Source organism: Ruegeria sp. HKCCD4884, from assembly GCF_013110855.1.
In the GTDB taxonomy this organism is placed as follows: domain Bacteria; phylum Pseudomonadota; class Alphaproteobacteria; order Rhodobacterales; family Rhodobacteraceae; genus Ruegeria.
Window position 1 is genome coordinate 224,116 of sequence record NZ_WVRJ01000008.1, and the last position, 20,298, is coordinate 244,413.

Here is a 20,298-nt window from a genome sequence, read left to right on the forward strand (position 1 = left end):
CGCCTTGTTTGATCGGTTTACTCTCTAAGCGCCTGATCCTTGATCTTCACGACAGGCTGCAGAATGTAGTCCAGAACAGATTTGCGACCGGACAGAATGTCCACTTCTGCGATCATGCCTGGAATAATCTCGACCGCAATGCCGTTCCCGTCCAACATGGTGTTGTTCGTTCGGATTTCTACGACGAATACTTCTTCTTCATTGCGTTCCGATCGCGTGATTGTATCGGCACCAATGCGTATGATTTCACCATCTAAGGCGCCATATCGGGCAAAGTCATAGGCTGTGATCTTGACTTTCACAGGCTGCCCGGCGCGCAGAAATGCGATGTCCTCGGGTTTCACGTAAGCCTCAACAAGCAATGTGTCGTCCAGAGGCACGATTTCGACAAGCTCCTCGCCACTTCTTGTATGCCCCCCGATGGTTGTCTGGTGAATGCGGTTGACGATGCCCCGCACACTTGAAGGTACAAACTTCGAACCAACTCTTCAAAGAACTTGAGCGTTGGGAAGGTGAACTCCATCACCACCATCAGCCGATATTCCCACTTCGCGCGCGTCGTAGGAAGAATGAGGATAGTGTCTAGTGTCAGGACCTATGGCATGTCTTCAACCATTGCGTCAACTTTTGCCACGGAGCCGACGTTCAGCAGAAACGGGGCAACGAACGGCTTGCGGACTAAGCAAACTTTTGCTGCACGTGCTCCAATGGCTGCTATTGATAAAACGACTTCTAAACCGCTGTAGGACTTTTTTGACTATCGTATCTGTCCACATGAAATATTTAAAGTTGATCCGCACATGTATTTGTTTGAAATTAGAAATAATATTGCTTTGGCGATTTCAGCTGGTTCAGCCAGCCGCCTAGAATAGGTATTTTCCGACACACGAGAGACTTTCGCTTGACCCCAATCATCTGTCATTGTGGAATGGAATGCACCCGGCAATAACAAGTTGGTGCGCACAGTCGTTCCGAATTCTGCATTGAGCGAATTCATCAAACCCACCAATCCTGCCTTGGTAGAGCAATACGCCGCTTTCCCTCCTAGGGTCGCCGATGCCGACCCGAACAGAGTTATCGAGCCGCCGTTTAAGCCATTTTGAACGCAGTGTTGGCAAAACCTCTCAGCTAACCTTCCCACGGAAAGAAGGTTAACATGAAAAGCCTCAGTCCAATTTCTTGTTGACACACCTTGCAACAGCACAAGATGCGCTTCATAGTCACCAACCTCTCGAAGAAAACTAACCAGTTTCTCGCAAGCTTTGTCGATACCGCTAATATTTTCTAGTGAAACTTTAGAAATGAAACTCGCAGACTCAAAAGTATCCTCACGTCCAAAAACTGAGATATCCTCGAGCACCGAAAGCTCCTCGGTAACGCGGGAGCGCCCCCCAAAAACAACTATCATTTCTTCTCCAGTGTAACCACTGACTTTTCACTATGTGATCGGTAAATTGCGTCAATAAATTGCATATTCAAAATTTGATCGGAAATGACATTATCATTACGCCAATAGGCCTCGCTTCCACTTAGGACGTTATCAAAGAACGAATTAATTTGCTCTCGGACCTCGATATCTTTTGGCCTGAAAGTATGGTTCTCTATCACTTGATACTTTCGATCAACCAAGCTTACGGTTCGATCATCGATCCAAATGAACCCCTCTGTACCAAATATTCTGATGCGTTCGCACTTTTTATAGAAAATCTTTGTTATCATTGCGTTGCAGTTGATGTTTCCTATTTGGAACATAAGCTTAGCTGAATCGTCTATGTCGTAGTCTCCCGGTAGGCTGTTATAGTTTAGTTGGGCGTATACTCTATCAGGTAAGCCAAAGAGGAAGTTCACTAGATCAATCATGTGGTAACCTAAGTCCAATGTAGCGCCGCCTCCCGAAATGGATGCGTCCGCACGCCATCCCAATTTGGAAATATCGAGAGACTCGAGGTTCAAGGTACTTTCGGCATACAGCGAATACACTTTTCCAATTTGTGGAATCAGTTCTTTCGTAGCGTTATATAATTTCGAAAAACGGCGCTGAACACAAACTTGGAGAATCGTTTCGTTACTAGTATACAAGTCCAATATTTTGGATGCTTCTTGCAGTGTCATAGCTAAAGGCTTCTCCTTCAGCGTGTGAATGCCACTACTCGCTAGCATTTTGAGTATTTCAAAATACTTGGAATGTGGTACGCAAACTAGCGCGCAGTCGGGCTTTTCCAGAACCAACTCTTCAAGTGAATAAAATGGCCTGAACCCAAATTCTTCGCAGACTTCACTCATTCTCTCCTTGTTTACGTCGTACACTCCTGAAACAGTGAACTTGTCGCTTTCGTAAAGGGCGGGCAGATGGTCCTTTACCGTTTGTCTTCCCAATCCTATTATCGAAATTGTTTTCATTAGATACCCTTCTGTCAGGTTAGCACGATACTAGGTTGCTCTCGCCTCAGGCAAGCGGATATGCTCTCGAAACGCATTCTCGTACTAGGCTTGCGGCCATCGTGTCTTGGGACGCCACTGGATCACACATTCGCTGCAGGCTGACTAACGCAAAAGTTGAGCTCGCCGCATACGTTCAGCAGAATTCAGTCAACGTCTGCTGCGCGGACAAAGCAGAGGTTCGCTGCGACCACCCAACGGCTGCTTCAGCGAAAACTGCGTCTACGTGGCGGCCTCATTCGCTAGCCAATAGTGATCGTACGAAGTTCGGTTGCCACTGTTATTCGTCGGTTGTGTCATGATTTTTTTGAGTTGTTCCCGCTCGCGGGAAATTTGAAGCTTGCCACATCAATAAACATCATGTCATGTTTCCCGTGTATGGGCCATGCCCGCACTCGGCGTTAGGTTTTGGGCTTGGCCAATTCGCTACCCAAAGTCTAACGCCAGCGTTTGGATACTGGCTCTATTTGAGCTTACCTGCACATCGCTCGAAGTGATGCCGAAATGTCGAATTGTATTGCTCTTCATAAGTTGGGGATTTGAACTAAGAACGCCTGTTCGCCGAATACTCCCCACGCTCTTCGCAATCACTGATGAGAGTTGAAAAACTCTTGGGCTATTGCCACCTGACGGAAATATCTGGAACTCATCTGTGTCCAAAGCTTGCTGCAAATACCTGTTCACGTTGTTATCTTGACCGCGAGCATGGCGCACGCAACTCACTCTAAGCCCATTGAGCCCAGCCACTGTTTGCAAAAAGATGAGTTCTGCTTGTCTACGCCATATCGGCAATGACAAATTGTCAGCCTCCCATGTCTTTGTAGTTAGGTATGCTCCCCAAAAAAAGTGCGGGTAGCTTTCTAGCACTTTAAGCGCTTGTTCATAGTAACCTACGTGGTAAGTACCGGTTCCGTGTTCTAGGGCACAATTGAATGACAGCTTCTTGGCAACCTCCTCGAGTTCTTTCTCCAATTCGTTGGCAATGGTGTCGTCGATCACCAATCCGCCCAGCAGCACGGCACTGAAAGGCGCGGCAGTAAATTTCCCACTCCTCGTATAGAAAAATTGTCCAGTGTTGCTCGCGCTAAAAGCAGGCGATGCTGCAATTGCAACAGGAAGTGAGTGAGTCACCCATCGAACAAAATCTCTTCTAGAAACCCGCTTCATGAATCCTCCATATTAACAAGAAATCTCAAATGTGCCGTCAGAATTTGTTTCCGTGACACTGTTTAACCGAACTGCATCACAAAAGTCCTCCTTTGCCAAATTTGTGTTTTGAAACTCAACGAAGTCCAATTTCGCGCCATCGAGATGCACACCAGTAAACACACCTCCTTCCATCCTCACTCCTGTCAACACGGAATTAATGAGCACCGCTTCCTGGAATGAGGCATAAGAAAGATCAACGCTTTGCATTCGGATGTTGGGAAAGTTCGATTTTTCCAATGATACGTACCGAAGATCGACGTCTTTAAGAATTACCAGAGAACCAAGCGCTTCATTGTTTCCAATTAGCTCTGAAATTGCGAACATGGCAATTTGAAGATCTGGTCGGGCAGCATTGTGGTCGTCGTGGTAAACTACTGGCGCGCGAGCATTCTCATTTATGTAGGCTGTCAAAATTCTGAGGAGGGCCGGTACTTCGTCCGGCGCGTGTTCGCCGAGCCTGGCAAGTTGTAGTATGGCGGCTGCACTGATTTCCGGCCTCTTGGCATCAACTGCTACTAGTTGCCCGAGCGCGCCGTAGAGCTGCTGCCGATCTTCGGCTCTTTCTTTCAAAGCAAACTCATTGAGAGAGAATCCCAATGTGAATACCACAGCTACTGCTCCAAGCATTCCAAACACAGATTTTGCTACATCTGTTTCATCCTTGATTTGAGTACTTGTTTTGCCAGCTCGGTAACCAAAAAATAAAGTCAACTTCGAAGCGACAAACCCGACCACTAGCAAGCCCAAAGCAATGAGTATCCAAAAAATCATCTTCTTATCCGAAGCGGCTGGTGCGCCGACAGAGGCACCATCATGAATCTGCCAAACGTACCTCCGTAAGTCAAAGACGAAGACCTTGCTCTGCCGTAATTGCTGGCTTGATTTGGAACCTTCTTGTTGGGTTTGAATGTTGAGCGACAGCGTGCAGACCGGTCATTCGCCGTACTACGGCGGCTCGGGATGTATGGGCGCAGGGAGGAAATCGATCTCTTTTTCGGATGACAGGTTCTGCATGTTGAGCGGTCAACATGGCGGCAGTTTACCACCCCGATTCGCAGCTGTTTTCACCAGTTCTGGTGACCAACAGGTTAGCCAATAGACCAAATTTCAGATTTTTTTTGTCACTCTACGTGACACCGCAATGGCTCAACTTCAGATTCAATGAATGAAAACAATCCGGGGATGTCACGCAAACTAACATGTGCTTTTTTCCGGGGAAAAGTCACATAAAAACAAATACTTGACTACACATTACGCTCATTAAATGCTCGAACCTTAGAAAGCGCTATATCACCGCTGTCACAACGATTAAGGGAGGTTCGAACTTGATACAGACACCCACAATTTTCACCCCTCCATCGCTAGCGAGGGCCCCCACGAGAAGAAGAGTAGAAGTTGATGTGGAGAGCTATCAGCAGTTTCTAGAATCTTCGGTTATGACCGATCAACAAAAGCATGAATTTCTTACGGCACTCTGGTCAATTGTCGTTGCTTTCATCGACCTAGGCTATTGCGTGCATCCTACTCAGCGGAACCTGCCTGATGACGTCGCAATGAACGAAGTGCATTCGCTCGCCGAGAGTTTTCTCTTTTCGCAGAAGCTTCAAGGTACTGGGGTCACCCATGAATAACCAATCCACCGAGCGCAAGAAAGCCGTTATATACTGCCGTGTTTCTTCAAAGAAACAGGAAACAGATGGATCCGGACTGTCTGGTCAGGAAGCAAGTTGCCGCGACTATGCGGAGAAAAATGGCTACGAAGTGGTCGAAGTATTCCACGACGTTATTTCCGGAAAGCACTTCGACCGCCCCGGCATGCAATCTCTCATTGAGTTTTTGCAAAGCCGCGACGCGAATGAGTTTGTCGTGATCGTCGATGACGGTAGTAGGTTGGCTCGTGGAATTCTGGCTCATACAAGGTTGCGAGCAAGAATTAGCTCTCTAGGTGCGATCCTTGTTAGCCCTAAGCAGAGCTTTGGAGACAAGGCCGCTGACAGGTTGCAGGAGAACGTTGTAGCCGTAGTGTCTGGATACGAACGCGAGAACATCGTCGAACGTGCGCACAGCCGCAGCCTTGAACGACTCCGAGCCGGGTATTGGATTTTCCATGCGCCAAATGGCTACAAATACGAAAAATCCCCATTGGGCGGAAAGGTCCTCGTTCGAAACGAACCAGTGGCTTCCATCCTATCTGAAGCACTAAACGGTTTCGCAGAAGGCCGTTTTCAGTCTCCCATGGAGGTCCTTCGGTTTCTGGAGGGCAAGCCGCAGTACCTTGAAGGTCTCAGAGCGAGGGCGCTCAGGATCGACAGCGTAACGAAAATGCTACGCAACGTACATTATGCTGGTTACCTAGAATATCCCAATTGGGCCATTCCTCTAACAAAGGCTCAGCACCCTTCATTGATCACTTATGATACGTATCTCATTATCCAAGATCGGCTGCAGGGACGCAGTGTCGCCCCGGCCAGAAAGGACATCGACAAGGAATTTCCTTTGAGGGGCTTCTTGGTATGTGAGGCTTGCGGTCGACGCATTACATCTTGTTGGTCGCAAAGCCGAACTGGCCGTAAATACCCTTACTATCTATGCCAGTATCGAAAGTGCGCTGAAAAGGGTCTCTCCACACCGAGAGCAAAAGTAGAAAACGAATTCGAACAACTCTTGAAGAGCGTGGTACCTGATCTCGAAACCTTTCAGATCGCAGAACAGATGTTTCGAGATGCATGGGTACAGCGCAACCGCGCAAATCAATCCGAGCTTGCCAGCCTGAGGGCGCAATCTCGTGAAATCGAGAAAAAGGTAAGAAAAAATCTCGACCGCGCAGTGCGGTCGGAAGAGGAAGAAACGGCCCAAGCATACGAAAATCACGCGTTATTGCTTCGCAAGGAGCAAGCCGCGATCGACGCCGAAATTGAGAAAATGGCAGTTCCGGCATTGGACTACGACAGTATGTTCGAACTCTCCATGCGCTTTTTGTCAAACCCCTATGAAATATGGAAAAAAGGGAGCATTTCTCTGAAGAGAACCGTACTCAGGCTGGTGTTTTCCCAACCCCTTGTCTTCAGTCGTTCTGAGGGTGTTCGAACCCCAGATACCACCTTTCCTTTCAAGGCCTTACGCTTCCTGTCAGCAACAGAAAACGGTTTGGTACCGGAGAGCGGACTTGCGCGCGCATAGCCCTGTCGCGCAAAGCAGGCAGCGCCGGTTGCAAGGCCGCCAATTCAGCCGTGGCAATCGCAAGGTCGGTCAGCGCGGCACTTCGAAACCGGCTACGGGCCGCCTGGATGCGATCATCGATTTCTTCCAGGCCCGTCTTTAGCCTGTTGGTCACTGCTTCGGCTCGCACCTTGCGCCCCTGCCACTCTGCCTCGCTTCGGCGCAAGGCCAGTAAGGTTGTCGCCGGCTCCATCTGGCTTTCGACCAAGGGGGCTATAATCGCGCGTTCTTCCTCAAGAACCTTTAGCGTCTCAACGGCTGTGACTTGATCAACCAAGCCTTCTTCGTACTCACGGTGTTTCTGTTGCCGCTGACGTTCCAAAATTGCAATTTCTGCCGCTAACTCGGCTTGCCGCCCTTGATACAGCGCTGTTTCCGAGCGTACGACACTTGGTGCTCCAGAAATCAGTTTCGCGTCGAAATTCAGTTGTGTTCCGTCTATTTCTGCCTGAAGCCGCCTTGCGCGAGCCATCAACCCGAATGCGCGTTGTTGTTCCTGACTGAGCTTGCTATCGATTTGCGTGGCATCAAGCTCCATAAGCATTGTGTTTTTGTCCACCAGTTGACCTTCGCGCACATGGAGCGCGCGCAGAATTCCGGGTTCGCTTGCATCGATTACTTGGATATCACCGGACGGGACAATTCGACCGTCTACGCGCGTGACATCGTCAAGCTCGGTCAGATGTGCCCAAACCACGGCAGAGATTAGGCAAGACAGGATCACACAGTGACACCTTGGAAACGCTTGGAATTTCGACGCCAAACGCTGTTGAATCGATAGAGGCTTATGGAAAATCCTGGGTGGTAGTCGCAGGTGCAGGTAGCAACTCTGTTAGCGTGTTGCAATTGGACCAGGACGGGGGCCTGACTGCCACGAACCATGTGCTGGATACGCTCGATACTTGTTTTGCAGCGGTTCAGGACCTGGCGGTGGTGGAAGTCAACGGACGCGTATTTGTTGTTGCTGGAGGGGGTGATGACGGGGTGAGCCTCTTTACGCTGACAACTCACGGCCAGTTGGTTCACCTCGACAGTTTTGAGGACACATTGGCAAGCGGTCTGTAGAACGTCGAATCACTCAGCGCTGCGCATTTTGGGAATGAGCTGCAAATTCTGGTCTCATCGCAACAAGAAGCCGGCGTCACGGTTCATACAGTTCCAAAAGACGATCTGGGCTCAGTGAAGACAGATTTTGCTACCGTGTCCGGGACGGCATCAGGCAGCATGCTCAGCGATAGTATTCTGGATACAACTCTGATTGGAGGGCAAGGGGACGACATTTTGATCGCTGGGGCAGGTGCAACAACAATGTCAGGAGGTGCAGGTTCCGACATTTTTGTGATACAGTCGGGAAGTGGGCTGACCACGATCTCAGATTTTCAACCAGGTGTGGATCGGTTGGACATGTTCGACTATCTGCTTTTACGGTCACCTCAACAATTGACTGTAACTAGCACCGCGCAAGGTGCTCGGATCGAATACCGTGATGAAGTGGTTGACGTCCACTCGGCCACTGGTGGGCCGCTGTCGGCTAGCAATGTTTTTGGCACTGGGTATGAAGGGCCCGATCACATTCCAGTCGATTTCGGGAATTTCGGTGGTTTGACACCTGATAGCTCCGATGGTTTAGCTGGGCCCGTTTCTGTAAACAGCGAAACAGCTAATTCAGGTCTTTCAGATGCAGAGATCAGGTTTACGCCTTCCGGTGGTGGTACAGTCTCTCCCACGGCTGATGAGCAAGGTATGTTCCATGTGGACCTCCCAGACGGAACATACCCTGGTAGGTTGGACGTCATCAATATTACTCCACGGCCAGCAACGAAACCGATGCTCTGGACGCATAGAAGGTCCTGCGCATTTCCGTGGGTCTGGACCCAACATGGGGTTCAGCAACGACTGAAAACCTGATTGCCGCCGACGTTAACCAGGACGGGTCCGTCAACGCATTAGATGCGCTTGCGATCCTTCAGGTTGTAGTCGGAGAACCCTCGGCACCCGATCTGCAATGGGTTTTCCTGGATGAAAATTCAGACTTGTCGGGGGTCAGTACAGACAATGTCGACTATGAGGCGGGTGCTCACGTGGTTGCTGTAAATGGGGTAATTGATGCGGATATGACATCTATTTTGCTGGGCTATTTGGAAGCCGCATGAACTGTGCAACGGTCGTTGATAACGTCTTGATCCTGGCATCTCCTGGCTTTGTCCCATGCTCAAGCCTGCTGCGCTGGTGTCAGACAAGCAGGCTTTGGCAACAGCAACCGGTTTCAGGTGCGCAAGTTACCGCGTCATGAAACACCCCCAGAAGATAAGTTCTAATACTCTTGATGGGAGGCTGGTATTGCAAGTACGTCGTCGGACGATCACTGTTGCAACAAAGCAAAAGGGTAGAATTGTCTGGCGTTATTGTCCGCACTTTGCCGGTTGTAATTCCGCGCCTTGATCAAGAAAAGCCGAGTTGGTATCTGTGATTCGTATCGACTGGCTATGTTTTGAACAATTCGGCAAAGTCGAAACCAACTACGAGCAGGAGGTGTAGCGTTCGAAAGAACGTCAAGCGTGGTTCAGCGCTGGAAATATTCATAGTACCCTCAGAAAAACAAGCTCGGGCCCCAGGGCCATCAAATCAAGGTAGTCCCTAAAATGTTCCACGATCTCCGCGAAAAATACTTGACCACGGTCGCTCGTACTCTGGACGGTACGATCTACGAGGACCCGCCAATTTTGATTGGTGATACCAAACCGGACTACAACCCGGTGAACCGTGAACATGGATGGGATTGGCCATCTGTGGCGTTCACAATGGTTGGCAGCAAGCGTCTGGCTAACGTACGCACTTTGGTCGAGTCGGTTATTGGAAACAAAGTTCCGGGAGATTTTGTGGAAACCGGGGTTTGGCGCGGCGGTGCGAGCATTTTTGCCAAAGCTGTACTCTTCGCATACGGCATAAATGATCGTCGCGTAGTTTTGTGCGACTCCTTCCAGGGTCTTCCTGAGCCGAATGAAGATTTGTATCCCCACGACAAGGGGTCGGATTTTCACAAATACGATGCTTTGGCAGTTTCTGCAGATGCGGTCCGTTCCAATTTTGAAAAATTTGATCTTCTGGACGATCAAGTTGTTTTCATCGAAGGCTTTTTCAAAGACACGATGCCTTTGGTCCCAAGCAAGCAAATCGCGGTTCTTAGACTTGATGGTGACATGTATGAATCGACGATAGATCCCTTAAAGCACCTTTTTGGAAAAATCTCGAAAGGTGGTTGGATCATTGTGGATGATTATCACGTCGTTCCCGCCGCCAAGGCGGCCGTGCATGACTATTTGGACGAAATCGGATACACACCCCCAGCAATTCATGAAATCGACGGCGTTGGCGTGTTTTTCCAAAAAACTCGATAGTACAAAAACAAAATGTGATGGGTTCTTTGGTAAAACGCAAAGAACCCAACGAACTTACTGTTTCTTGGGTAACGCATCGTAGGTTGCCTGAAGATAGGCAAACCCATACCGTTGATCCGGTTCAAGATGTGTTCCTTCTGCCCATTCATTCCATGCGTTGATGAAGACGATTTTTTCGTCAGCGCTGTATTTTTCCTGCGTTAGGACCTGATTGCCCAAATGAGCTGTCCAGCGTTTGTAAGCTTCAATCGAAAACCTGCCCATAATGCGCGGCGCATCCTGATTGCGGGCTGTATTGTCCCAGGAAAGCGTTGATGACCGGAACAGCTTATAATCCGGTTCACTCTTGCCAAGTTCTGCGTCAACCACGGCGTCATAGTCCAAAATAGCCCCGGTGAACTCGGGGTTGTAAACGCCCATCTCATCGGTGATGTCGGTGCGCTTCACCTGATGGGGCGGAAACTCCATCGCGGCATCAAAGCCAAGTTCCTGAGGGTCCCCGATGTCAAAGGTCTGGGCTGCTACGAGATAAAGATCAGTCTCGCCCCAGCGTTGCGCCTCTTGACGCCAAGCCTTTGTTGTCTCCTGAATGTCAGGAATAATATTCGCTCGATAAACGATGAACACAGGTCTACCGTCTATCCGGATGTATCGCGGGTCGTCAAAATACTTACGGATGTGACGCAGAAGGTTTAATGAATCTTCTATTGAGTGGTTCTGCGAAATCAGTACATCGTGCTCGCGCCCGTCCCAGCGGCGTGTCCAGTTTTCGTTTGCCCAAGTCAGGCAGAAGGGTATGTCAACATCAGGGGTGTTCAGCATTTTCTCTAACGGATCCTCCATCAGAGTTTTTCCAGCAAACCAGTAATAGTAATAGGAAAAGCCGCCGATCCCGTATGCTTTTGCTATCCGGGCTTGTTCGACCATGATTTCAGGCACTCGCAAGTCGTAGTAGCCCAAGTGGATAGGGCAATGCGGTTGGTAGTGGCCCGGAAAGTTCGGGATCGCCTTGCCAACATTGGTCCATTCCGTGAAACCCTTGCCCCACCATTCATCATTTTCCTTGAACGGGTGAAACTGCGGCAAGTAATGTGCAATTGCCCGCACCGCTGGTTCAGCTTTTGGTTGCGGATCGAATGGGACAAACTCATCACCTCGAACGGCACTCTCAAAGCCTTGCCGACCCAGATGCTGATTGTGTGTGGTTGCTCGTCTGGGGTCTCTTTTTTTGGCAGAGTTTCGAAACCTCCGAGCGGTACGTGATGAAAGAGGGGGGCTGAGTTTCGAAGCTGCCGAAAGCACATAGAAAAGCAGGGTATCTTTGATAGGCATAGATATTCTCATACTCAAGCGCTTCGGTGCTTCCGGTCAACAGATGTCTTTCTAAGCTTTGGACTAAACCAACTTAAGCTCACTTAGATGCATCAACACTTAACATGCAAACGACCCACTCTCTGTATTTATTTTGTGTGAGACTTTGCCAGCCATTCTTTAAGCAGCCGACCGCTGACCGTATCACGTAAAAGTCGAAATGCTCGTTTGGGCAGCGACTTGTTCGCACCATACGGTACTGGTTTTGCAGCACCTTTGGTGCTGTCACTCCGCTGCGATTCTTTTGGAACACCAACATGTGTCCAACCCGTCAGCTTGGACCCCAGAAGAGCGGATTGAGTCGCGTCCAAGAACGCGTGCCCAAACTCTCGATCAGGCTCCAGATGGCATCCTTCTGCCCACTCGTTCCAGGCGTTTACGAAGACCAATCTCTCTTGACCCGGAAAGTCCTGTGCTGTTTGCCGCAATGCGCTCGACAACCAGTATTCGTAATTTTCAGGGGTTCCGTTCAACACAACCATCGCGTTTTCCTTGCGCCGGGCTGTATTATCCCATGACGGAAAAACCGAGCGGTAAACGTTGTTTTCCGGCCCATACTTGTGGCCAAGATACTGTTCCGCGATCGTTGAGAAGTCGACGCACAACCCTTCGAAGTCTCCGTGCAGGTCCACCTCTGCTGATAAATTCGGCACGTTGATCCCATGCGGTGGGAACTCAACACCGGAATCAAACCCGAACGAGGCGTAATCCCAGTTTCGATGTGTCAGCGCACAGGTGAGGTGAATTTTTGGAATCCCGACAGACGCGCAATAGTCACGCCAAACTTGCACGGACTTGAGAGCATTTTTCAGATGCTGAGGGCGGTACACGATCAGAATGGGCGCACCGTCTATGGTGATGTAGCGTGGGTCGCGAAAGAACGGTTCGATCGATTTGATGAACTCCAGATCATCCTCGGGCGCATACTTTTGTGCGATCAATATCTCATGTTCAGCAGCATCCCAGCGGCGCGTCCAGTTTTCGTTTGCCCAGCACAGGCAAAAGGGCATGTCGCTGTCTGGGTCCGCAAGCATTTCATCGACTGGGCGTTCAAGCAGGCGTTTGCCTGAAAACCAATAGTAATGGTAGCAGAACCCATCAATACCGCTTGCCTTGGCCATTTCGATTTGTTCAAGCCGGGTTTCTCGAACCCGCAGATCATAATAGCCAAGATCGCTCGGGAAGTGCGGCTGGTAATGTCCGGTAAAAAGCGGCTTTGCCTTGGTTACATTTGTCCACTCGGTAAAGCCTTTACCCCACCATTCGTCGTTCTCCGGAATTGGATGAAACTGAGGTAGGTAGTAAGCAATCGTACGGATATTTTCGAATTCACGATTGGCATTTTTAGAGGCCATTACTTCTTCAACCCCAAACGCCGTGCAAGTGACTTCTTTTTCTTTTTGGCCAAAGGGCCGGGTTTGATGATCTCGTTAGAGTTTGCTGCACCGATTGTAGACTGAAGGTCTGAGTCTTCAGACACAGGCAGACCCGCCATCATGTTCGTCCACAAGTCTACTGTCTCTTGATCGGGTCGCTCAACGGGGAGATTCATCAAGTAGAGGTCGTTCTCGGCGCGCTCTTTCGGAACGGATCGGCTGATCACCTGAAAAACGTGGGAAAAGCGGTTCCGCTGCAAGGCGCTTTGCACGTCATTTGGCAGACGGCTCCAACGGTGGCAAAACTCCGTCATTTCCGGGCTTCGCACAACAAACTCGGCCTGTTCGATGCTCATTCCTTGCGAAGCAAGCAGTTGCTGTACGTTTTTTATGCCGAAGAACCGAATATGCGTTCGGTCCAGCAGGCCCCAATCGCGGTACTCAAAGTCTTCGTCAACTAAACATCCAGCGACAGCGGCGTGGCCAACATGCGGCAAAGAAAGGATTACAGATCCGCTGTCGTTCAACAGAGATTTCATGCCTGACAGGACAGACCAGGGATCGTAAACGTGCTCCAAGACATCTGCCGCTATAACATAATCAAACAACCCGTCTTTTTCACGCACCACGTCGCTCCATGCGGCATCGTTTAAGTCCATCGGGTACACTGAACGCGCAAAAGGCTTCAGTTTTTCGATTGCAGTGGGATCGATTTCAAGCGCTACAACGTCACAGTCCAATGTTCCGGAAAGATGCCGTGTGATCGAGCCCGGTCCAGCGCCAATCTCGAGAACCTTTGATCCTGGTTTCACCATTCGTAGCACACGAGCCGGCGCCACATCACTGTTCATGTCAATGTCGTATTCGTAGGTGTGTTTTTCGCTCACAATATTACTTCCGTGACGCTGATATCGATTTACAATATGGCTGCTATATCGTTTGGGTTTATTCGGCAATCCCAGACTCTACAAGTAAGTGTCAGTCTCGATGTGGCACCTCCAGATTGTCTTTGTAGAACCTCCGACACCTTCGCACAGATATTCAGGAACGACAATGTCTGCGCTACAGCATTCCAATGCCACGGGGGTGATCTGCGCGCATTTTTGCCAACAATTACCTCAAGATGGTATGACACATGCAACCTTTCCGCAACGGTAGCAGCAGTCGTAGTGCTCAACATTGCTCAAACCGGGTTCGGCGCACATTTTTGATGCCATTTACCGCTTCACACTGGCGCTCGCGTTTAGCTTATGGATGCGTCCTTTTTCGCCACAAAAACCAAATTGGAACGACGCTTTAGTACAATTTGTATAAGGCGTTATTGTATCAACACGGTTATTTTGTGTTCAGAATAGCGCGTACAAAAAAGTGAAGTTTCAGAAATGGGGTTGACCCGACTGGTGTTTAAGATCACGTACCGCACAGTTTTGATAATAGTTAGCAGGCGCATTTGTCACAGATCACCATCATAAGTGTTTGCTTTAACAGCAGCAGTGTTTTGCATGACATGCTGGGTTCCATCCCGGACGGCGTGAGCACGATATTGGTAGACAACGCCTCAGACGATGTCGAAGCAGTACAGGAGCTGGCCGATGCGCACGGGGCTACATTGCTTAGAAACAAAGAAAACAAGGGGTTTGGTATTGCCTGCAACCTGGGTGCTGAACGTGCGCAATCTGATCTGATTCTGTTTTTGAACCCTGATTCCATACTCTTGGCAGGGGCATTGGACGCCATGCAGGCAGGTGCGGATCGTTACCCCACCGCATCTGCGTTTAATCCGAGGATCCTAAACAAATCCGGAAAACCGAGTTTTCGTCGTTCCAGTGTTATTACGCCACGCAGTGAAGCGCTGCGCACTAAAAAGGTTGACGGTGATCTGGAACTCCCGGTTCTTCTCGGTGCGGCTCTGTTGGTTCGTCGTTCCGCTTTTGAAACTGTTGGGGGGTTTGATCCGGAAATCTTTTTGTACCACGAAGACGATGACATAAGCCTTAGGCTCAAGGCCGTTTGTGGTCCGTTGTACTATCTTCATGATGCGCAAGTTACGCATGTTCAAGGCACTTCTTCGCCCAGCAACGCCGCAGTTGCCGGATTGAAGGGGTTCTTTATGGGGCAATCGCGAGTGTACGTGGCTCGGAAACACAACGTTCCATTTGCTTTCCCCCGAGCGCTTGCAACCGCACTTTTGCAGATGCTGTCGCCGGTCGTGTTGTTTTCAGCCCGAAAGCGTTCAAAACAACGTTCATTTTTGCGCGGAGTCTGGCAGAGCCGAAGCGTTCGCCCGGTTCCTTTCAAGTCCCACTCAGCGTGAAACCGGGCACCAATAACGCATTCGTCTGTTGAAGATAATTCAAGAAGCCCAAAAGAATGCTGTGGACCGCAAACGCAGTCCGACTGGCGAATGCCGAGGCTTTCTGCGTTAACACTCCGATGTCACGTCGGGGATTTCGCTTCTAGTCCATCAATTGTTTCAGATAGACACCATAAGTGGACTTGGCAAACAGTCGCGCGCGTTCTTCAAGCGCTTCATTGTCAATCCAGCCGTTTGCCCATGCGATCTCGTCCAGGCTTCCGGTCTGCATACCTTGACGCGCTTCGATGGTCCGTACGAAATTGCCCGCGTCCAACAATGAGCCATGCGTGCCGGTATCCAGCCACGCAAATCCACGCCCCATGGTCTGTACGTCCAGCAAACCTTCTTGCAAATACATCTCTAGAAGCGATGTAATTTCCAATTCTCCGCGCTCTGAAGGTTGCACTTCATGTGCTCGCGCCGGAGCGTCTCCGTCCAAGAAATAAAGACCAGTTACTGCATAGTTCGATGGCGGAACTTCGGGTTTCTCGATGATCGCACGTGCTTTCGAACCTTCGAAATCCACGACCCCATAACGTTCGGGATCGGCCACGCGATAGGCAAAGACAGTCCCCCCGCGTTTCAATTGGTCCGCTTCCAGAAGAAGGTCGGACAGTCCGTGCCCAAAGAAAATATTGTCGCCCAAAATCAGAGCGGATGGAGCGCCAGCCAGAAAGTCTTCGGTCAGAGTGTAAGCTTGTGCAAGGCCGTCAGGGGACGGCTGAACAATCCAGGTGATGGACAACCCGTACTGGCTGCCATCGCCCAACATGCGTTGGAACTGATCCTGATCCTGAGGTGTGGTGATGATCGCAATCTCGCGGATTTGCGCGAGCATCAGAACACTCAGAGGGTAAAAAATCATCGGCTTGTCGTAGATCGGCAGCAGTTGCTTGGAAACCGCCATAGTGATCGGATAAAGTCGGGTGCCGGACCCTCCGGCAAGAATAATGCCTTTACGTTGCATGCTCTTTCCTTTCAGGGATCAGCCAGTCGCTGAATTCAGCTCGCGCAAAACGTCGCTCAGACCAGTTTTCCACTCCGGTCTACCGATCCCAAACACAGCGTTCAGGCGATCACAGTTCAAACGCGAATTCAGTGGTCTTGGGGCCGGGGTAGGGTAGTCCGTCGAGGGGATGTCTTCGATCTGAGTTGTCAAGCCTGACTGCACAGTGATTTCGCGTGCGAAGTCCGCCCAGCTGGCATCAGGAGCGCCGGAAAAATGAAATAGCCCGCCTTCAGTACCCGCGTTGCTTTTCGCCATAACAAGAAGAGCATCGGCAATATCAGCTGCGGGCGTTGGTCCGCCGATCTGGTCGGCAACAATTGTCAATCTGTCGCGGGTCTCAGCAAGTCTGAGAATGGTTTTGACAAAATTATTCCCATGGGCCGAAAAAACCCAACTGGTTCGCAGAATGGCGTGCCATCCTCCCGCTTGAGCGATCTGGCGTTCTCCGCCCAACTTGGTTTTGCCGTAAGCGCCTAAAGGTGCTGTTGGGTGATCGGTTGTCCAAGGGGTTGTACCAGATCCGTCGAATACGTAATCCGTTGAGACATGCAGAAAGGGCAGGCCACGCGCCGTGGCTGCGCGCGCCATTGCTCCGGGCGAGTCTGCGTTAACAAGTTGCGCAAGATCGAGGTCTTCTTCGGCCTTGTCCACTGCTGTGTATGCTGCTGCATTGATAATGACGTCGGCATCAGTGCCTTGGATAGCTTCCGCACATTGCGAAGGGTTCGACAAGTCCGCCTTGGTGCGATCCAGCGCTTCAACCTCTATACCATGGCTGTCTGCGCGGCGGCGCAGTTCGGTCGCTACTTGGCCACTATGGCCGAATATCAGCGCCTTCATTTGCCAGTCCCCAAGCGTTCTCCGACACCGCTGCGTGCTTGCAAAGCGTTCAGCCAGTCTGTGTTGTCCAGATACCACTGTACGGTTTGCTCAAGGCCGGTTTCCGGGGTGTATGACGGGCGCCAGTTCAATTCCTCGCGGATACGGGCCGGGTCGATAGCATAACGACGATCATGGCCTGGGCGATCCGTAACAAACGTGATCAGATCGCTGTAGGGCGCAGAGCCCGGTTTCAGCCGATCCAGGATTTTGCACAGCATCCTGACGAGGTCGAGATTGGTCATCTCGTTTTCGCCGCCGATATTATAGCTGCGACCAAGTTCGCCTTTTTCCAGCACCAGCAACAACGCTTCGGCATGATCCTCGACATGCAGCCAGTCACGAATGTTGTCGCCTTTCCCGTAAATTGGGATCGGCTGCCCGGACAAAGCGTTCAGGATGACCACGGGTATCAGCTTTTCCGGGAACTGGAATGGCCCATAATTGTTCGAGCAATTGGTCAGAACCACCGGAAGCCCATAAGTTTCCCGCCAAGCGCGGACCAGATGATCTGACCCTGCTTTCGAAGCAGAATAAGGCGAATTGGGCTGGTATGGGCTGTCCTCAGTGAAAAAACCGGTTGTCCCCAATGATCCGAACACTTCATCCGTCGAAATGTGGTGGAACCTGAAACTTTCTGGTCGCCCTGCGCTCTGCCAATAGGCGCGCGCGGCCTCCAGCAAAACATATGTGCCGGTAAGATTTGTGTCGATAAAAGCCGCAGGACCATCAATCGAACGGTCCACATGGCTTTCTGCAGCCAAATGCATGATCGCATCGGGACGGTGCTTGTCCATAATGGCAGACATCGCCTCGGCGTCCCGAATGTCAGCGTGCTCAAATGCATAGGCCGGAGAATCGGCAACTGAGGCAACATTATCCAGGCATGCAGCATATGTCAGAGCATCGACATTAACGACGGAATGACCATCTGAAACAGCGCGTCGAATAACGGCAGAGCCAATAAAACCGGCGCCACCTGTAACAAGTATTTTCATTGCCCGGCCTCAAACACAAAAGGGGAGTCCAAATCACGAAGGCAAGGGGCAACCTTGTCTTTTTCGGAGAGTTGGGGAGCTGAGCTACTGCTCGGCCAATCTATTCCGACATCGGGATCATTCCACAGAAGAGCACCTTCCGTTTCCGGCGCGTAGGTGTCGGAACACTTGTAAACGATCTCGGTATCCGGCTCCAGGGTCACGAAACCATGTGCAAAACCCGCAGGCACCAACAGCATGCGTCCGTTCTCAAAGCTCAACTCCTCGCCAACCCATTTGCCATAGGTTGGAGACCCTTTTCGTATGTCCACGGCAACGTCGAACAGCCTGCCGCGTCCGCAGCGTACCAGCTTGGCCTGCGCCCGGGGTGGGGCCTGGAAATGCAGCCCTCGTACAGTGTTTACTGCGCTGGAGAGCGAGTGATTGTCCTGAACATACGGTGTGACTATGCCAGCAGCGGCAAAACTGTCTGCATTGTAAGTTTCTTCAAAGAACCCGCGATGATCGCCAAAACGCCTCGGGGTAATCAACTTCACGTCCGGAATGGAAAGCGCGACTATTTCCATCGTTGCTAATTTCTTCTCTTTAAGCGGTTTTTAGTTCCAAGAAGCTATGTCACATATGGTTTGGATTCACCACATCCCATGTTCCAGAATAGGCAATATTTGGCTGTAGAGTCATGTTCCAGAAGACTTATGTTTATGTCTGCCTTGTTGGCGCGGTTGTTTGCTTAGGCCAATGCGGGGTCAAAAACGCGATTGCGCGAGTGTTGGTGGTGGCATGCGATGCCGCCATTTCAAGTTAGAGACGTCAATCTGATCCGGCGCATTTTGCCATAGCAAAGAGATGCGCATTCGGGTGTGAGGATCGCCAAGACGTTTTGACTCAGCGGTTCCCACATCTGATGCTATCGCGCATTAAGGGATATCCACACTTCGCGCTATTACCGTGTGTTTGTTCAGTCACTTCCGGGGCCGTGAGGCCCCTAGAGAAGGAAACCATCTTCCTCGAACAAAGTTGCAATCAACGGTTCGACGTCTCTATCTCCTGCGTTCTCTGGAATACTGAACCATTTAAAGTCGACTTGACCGTCGACGCCGGGCAGCATCGAGCCCCCAGCACTGAGCGCTTCCACCAGTGTATAAATATCCTCAGCGTCTGCATCAGCAGTCATTTCGGGTGCAAACTTCAAAAGTTCGGTGGTCTCGTCCCAATCCGTCAGGTCCAAAGCCTGAGCTACAGACGCCAGTTTCGGCTCGACGGACGCTGTCGTTGCCAGCTTAGGCAGCGCCTTTCCGATTGTACCGCTGCCATCGATATCGGCGCCATAGAAGGTTTCGACACTTGAGACGTCGGGGATAATAACGCTTGTCTGAAATTTGCCAGAAGCATCGACGGTCCATTCACCATAGACACCACCGGCACTTTGCCAGAGAACTCTGTAGCCTCCGCCCGATGCTGCTTCGGCCTGAATGGCTTGCCAGCCGGCGATGCTGTTGGGTCCGACCAAAGCGTCGTCAGCATCGGTCAAATCGATGCTTCCACCGATCACATAGACACCACGTGTGGAATACCCAAGTGTGGTGGAGCCATTGGATTCGATATTTGTCGTGAAATGGCCGATTTGACCATCGGAGTTCAGGTCGACACCATAATTTGCTTCAACGTCCCTGACATCATCGATGACACTGCTGCTTTGCAGTCGACCAGAAGCATCGACGGTCCATTCACCATAGACACCACCGGCGCTTTGCCAGAGAACTCTGTAGCCTCCGCCCGATGCTGCTTCGGCCTGAATGGCTTGCCACCCGGCAATGCTGCTGGGTCCGACCAAAGCGTCGTCAGCATCGGTCAAATCGATGCTTCCACCGATCACATAGACACCACGTGTGGAATACCCAAGTGTGGTGGAGCCATTGGATTCAATGTTGGTCGTGAAATGGCCGATTTGACCGTCGGAGTTCAGGTCGACACCATAATTTGCTTCTACGTCCCTGACATCATCGATGACACTGCTGCTTTGCAGTCGACCAGAAGCATCGAC

21 protein-coding genes are annotated in these 20,298 nt (G+C 50.7%); 7 read left to right on the top strand and 14 right to left on the bottom strand.

The genetic code is table 11. The features are described from left to right. Nucleotides 1-17 precede the first annotated feature (17 nt). The 5 genes from GS636_RS13785 to GS636_RS13805 form a co-directional block, all read right to left on the bottom strand. Nucleotides 18-458: an HlyD family efflux transporter periplasmic adaptor subunit gene (locus GS636_RS13785; protein WP_371808729.1), complete on the bottom strand. Its 441-nt coding sequence runs from the start codon at nucleotides 456-458 to the stop codon at nucleotides 18-20. Between the two features lie 299 nt (nucleotides 459-757). Then, nucleotides 758-1,408 carry an SDR family NAD(P)-dependent oxidoreductase gene (locus GS636_RS13790; RefSeq protein WP_171669899.1) on the bottom strand — a complete coding sequence of 217 codons (651 nt, stop codon included), beginning with the start codon at nucleotides 1,406-1,408 and terminating at the stop codon, nucleotides 758-760. Next, entirely contained in the window at nucleotides 1,405-2,400 is a 996-nt protein-coding gene (locus GS636_RS13795; RefSeq protein WP_171669901.1) for a Gfo/Idh/MocA family protein, read from the bottom strand. Before GS636_RS13795 ends, GS636_RS13790 begins: the two co-directional genes overlap by 4 nt. 465 nt (nucleotides 2,401-2,865) lie before the next feature. Beyond that, nucleotides 2,866-3,606 carry a hypothetical protein gene (locus GS636_RS13800; protein WP_171669903.1) on the bottom strand — a complete coding sequence of 247 codons (741 nt, stop codon included), beginning with the start codon at nucleotides 3,604-3,606 and terminating at the stop codon, nucleotides 2,866-2,868. Nucleotides 3,607-3,618: 12 nt separating this feature from the next. After that, a complete protein-coding gene (locus GS636_RS13805) occupies nucleotides 3,619-4,419 on the bottom strand; it encodes a pentapeptide repeat-containing protein (protein WP_171669906.1) in 801 nt (266 codons plus the stop codon). Between the two features lie 665 nt (nucleotides 4,420-5,084). On the opposite strand from GS636_RS13805, the gene GS636_RS13810 reads away from it, so the two are divergent. Then, nucleotides 5,085-5,279 (top strand): hypothetical protein, encoded by a 195-nt coding sequence (locus GS636_RS13810; protein ID WP_170817415.1) that lies wholly within the window; start codon nucleotides 5,085-5,087, stop codon nucleotides 5,277-5,279. Next, nucleotides 5,272-6,828: a recombinase family protein gene (locus GS636_RS13815; protein WP_171669909.1), complete on the top strand. Its 1,557-nt coding sequence runs from the start codon at nucleotides 5,272-5,274 to the stop codon at nucleotides 6,826-6,828. Before GS636_RS13810 ends, GS636_RS13815 begins: the two co-directional genes overlap by 8 nt. Here GS636_RS13815 and GS636_RS13820 read toward each other — a convergent pair. Next, nucleotides 6,758-7,591, bottom strand: a complete 834-nt coding sequence (locus GS636_RS13820) for a biotin/lipoyl-binding protein (protein WP_253762788.1) — start codon at nucleotides 7,589-7,591, stop codon at nucleotides 6,758-6,760. The genes GS636_RS13815 and GS636_RS13820 overlap by 71 nt on opposite strands. 11 nt (nucleotides 7,592-7,602) lie before the next feature. On the opposite strand from GS636_RS13820, the gene GS636_RS13825 reads away from it, so the two are divergent. The 4 genes from GS636_RS13825 to GS636_RS13840 all read left to right on the top strand — a co-directional run bounded on the left by GS636_RS13825 (nucleotide 7,603) and on the right by GS636_RS13840 (nucleotide 10,265). Beyond that, nucleotides 7,603-7,932 carry a hypothetical protein gene (locus GS636_RS13825; RefSeq protein ID WP_171669911.1) on the top strand — a complete coding sequence of 110 codons (330 nt, stop codon included), beginning with the start codon at nucleotides 7,603-7,605 and terminating at the stop codon, nucleotides 7,930-7,932. Nucleotides 7,933-8,091: 159 nt separating this feature from the next. Further along, nucleotides 8,092-8,775 (top strand): M10 family metallopeptidase C-terminal domain-containing protein, encoded by a 684-nt coding sequence (locus GS636_RS13830; RefSeq protein ID WP_253762802.1) that lies wholly within the window; start codon nucleotides 8,092-8,094, stop codon nucleotides 8,773-8,775. Then, entirely contained in the window at nucleotides 8,730-9,020 is a 291-nt protein-coding gene (locus GS636_RS13835) for a dockerin type I domain-containing protein (protein WP_171648131.1), read from the top strand. The genes GS636_RS13830 and GS636_RS13835 overlap by 46 nt, the downstream gene beginning before the upstream one ends. A gap of 489 nt (nucleotides 9,021-9,509) precedes the next feature. Then, nucleotides 9,510-10,265: a TylF/MycF/NovP-related O-methyltransferase gene (locus GS636_RS13840; protein ID WP_171669916.1), complete on the top strand. Its 756-nt coding sequence runs from the start codon at nucleotides 9,510-9,512 to the stop codon at nucleotides 10,263-10,265. A 54-nt stretch (nucleotides 10,266-10,319) separates the two neighbouring features. On the opposite strand, the gene GS636_RS13845 is transcribed toward GS636_RS13840, so the two are convergent. From GS636_RS13845 to GS636_RS13855, 3 genes are all read right to left on the bottom strand, one after another. Continuing rightward, nucleotides 10,320-11,372 carry a glycoside hydrolase family 99-like domain-containing protein gene (locus GS636_RS13845; RefSeq protein ID WP_216600482.1) on the bottom strand — a complete coding sequence of 351 codons (1,053 nt, stop codon included), beginning with the start codon at nucleotides 11,370-11,372 and terminating at the stop codon, nucleotides 10,320-10,322. A gap of 353 nt (nucleotides 11,373-11,725) precedes the next feature. Then, nucleotides 11,726-12,991 (bottom strand): glycoside hydrolase family 99-like domain-containing protein, encoded by a 1,266-nt coding sequence (locus tag GS636_RS13850; protein WP_171669919.1) that lies wholly within the window; start codon nucleotides 12,989-12,991, stop codon nucleotides 11,726-11,728. Continuing rightward, nucleotides 12,991-13,899, bottom strand: coding sequence for a class I SAM-dependent methyltransferase (locus GS636_RS13855; protein WP_171187854.1), 909 nt, complete (start codon nucleotides 13,897-13,899; stop codon nucleotides 12,991-12,993). Before GS636_RS13855 ends, GS636_RS13850 begins: the two co-directional genes overlap by 1 nt. A 563-nt stretch (nucleotides 13,900-14,462) precedes the next feature. Between GS636_RS13855 and GS636_RS13860 the strand changes: the two genes are divergently transcribed. After that, nucleotides 14,463-15,326 carry a glycosyltransferase family 2 protein gene (locus GS636_RS13860; RefSeq protein ID WP_174839936.1) on the top strand — a complete coding sequence of 288 codons (864 nt, stop codon included), beginning with the start codon at nucleotides 14,463-14,465 and terminating at the stop codon, nucleotides 15,324-15,326. A 142-nt stretch (nucleotides 15,327-15,468) separates the two neighbouring features. Here the strand turns inward: GS636_RS13860 and rfbA are convergent, their stop codons facing one another. From rfbA to GS636_RS13885, 5 genes are all read right to left on the bottom strand, one after another. Then, nucleotides 15,469-16,335, bottom strand: coding sequence for a glucose-1-phosphate thymidylyltransferase RfbA (gene rfbA / locus GS636_RS13865; RefSeq protein WP_171187856.1), 867 nt, complete (start codon nucleotides 16,333-16,335; stop codon nucleotides 15,469-15,471). 18 nt (nucleotides 16,336-16,353) lie between these two features. Next, complete coding sequence (gene rfbD, locus GS636_RS13870; RefSeq protein WP_171669921.1) at nucleotides 16,354-17,217, bottom strand: dTDP-4-dehydrorhamnose reductase; 864 nt, start codon at nucleotides 17,215-17,217, stop codon at nucleotides 16,354-16,356. Next, nucleotides 17,214-18,254 carry a dTDP-glucose 4,6-dehydratase gene (rfbB, locus tag GS636_RS13875; protein ID WP_171669923.1) on the bottom strand — a complete coding sequence of 347 codons (1,041 nt, stop codon included), beginning with the start codon at nucleotides 18,252-18,254 and terminating at the stop codon, nucleotides 17,214-17,216. Before rfbB ends, rfbD begins: the two co-directional genes overlap by 4 nt. After that, nucleotides 18,251-18,820: a dTDP-4-dehydrorhamnose 3,5-epimerase gene (gene rfbC / locus GS636_RS13880; RefSeq protein ID WP_171187862.1), complete on the bottom strand. Its 570-nt coding sequence runs from the start codon at nucleotides 18,818-18,820 to the stop codon at nucleotides 18,251-18,253. The genes rfbB and rfbC overlap by 4 nt, the downstream gene beginning before the upstream one ends. 419 nt (nucleotides 18,821-19,239) lie before the next feature. After that, nucleotides 19,240-20,298 (bottom strand): hypothetical protein (locus tag GS636_RS13885; RefSeq protein WP_216602900.1); only part of this gene is annotated, 1,059 nt, incomplete at its 5' end.

What these genes read in the sequence shown, in the direction of transcription:
- GS636_RS13790 (WP_171669899.1), bottom strand. Translation starts at nt 1,408, where the DNA reads ATGATAGTTGTTTTTGGGGGGCGCTCCCGCGTTACCGAGGAGCTTTCG.
- GS636_RS13795 (WP_171669901.1), bottom strand. Translation starts at nt 2,400, where the DNA reads ATGAAAACAATTTCGATAATAGGATTGGGAAGACAAACGGTAAAGGAC.
- GS636_RS13805 (WP_171669906.1), bottom strand. Translation starts at nt 4,419, where the DNA reads ATGATTTTTTGGATACTCATTGCTTTGGGCTTGCTAGTGGTCGGGTTT.
- rfbB (WP_171669923.1), bottom strand. Translation starts at nt 18,254, where the DNA reads ATGAAAATACTTGTTACAGGTGGCGCCGGTTTTATTGGCTCTGCCGTT.
- rfbA (WP_171187856.1), bottom strand. Translation starts at nt 16,335, where the DNA reads ATGCAACGTAAAGGCATTATTCTTGCCGGAGGGTCCGGCACCCGACTT.
- GS636_RS13800 (WP_171669903.1), bottom strand. Translation starts at nt 3,606, where the DNA reads ATGAAGCGGGTTTCTAGAAGAGATTTTGTTCGATGGGTGACTCACTCA.
- GS636_RS13830 (WP_253762802.1), top strand. Translation starts at nt 8,092, where the DNA reads ATGCTCAGCGATAGTATTCTGGATACAACTCTGATTGGAGGGCAAGGG.
- GS636_RS13810 (WP_170817415.1), top strand. Translation starts at nt 5,085, where the DNA reads ATGACCGATCAACAAAAGCATGAATTTCTTACGGCACTCTGGTCAATT.
- rfbD (WP_171669921.1), bottom strand. Translation starts at nt 17,217, where the DNA reads ATGAAGGCGCTGATATTCGGCCATAGTGGCCAAGTAGCGACCGAACTG.
- GS636_RS13840 (WP_171669916.1), top strand. Translation starts at nt 9,510, where the DNA reads ATGTTCCACGATCTCCGCGAAAAATACTTGACCACGGTCGCTCGTACT.
- GS636_RS13815 (WP_171669909.1), top strand. Translation starts at nt 5,272, where the DNA reads ATGAATAACCAATCCACCGAGCGCAAGAAAGCCGTTATATACTGCCGT.
- GS636_RS13850 (WP_171669919.1), bottom strand. Translation starts at nt 12,991, where the DNA reads ATGGCCTCTAAAAATGCCAATCGTGAATTCGAAAATATCCGTACGATT.
- rfbC (WP_171187862.1), bottom strand. Translation starts at nt 18,820, where the DNA reads ATGGAAATAGTCGCGCTTTCCATTCCGGACGTGAAGTTGATTACCCCG.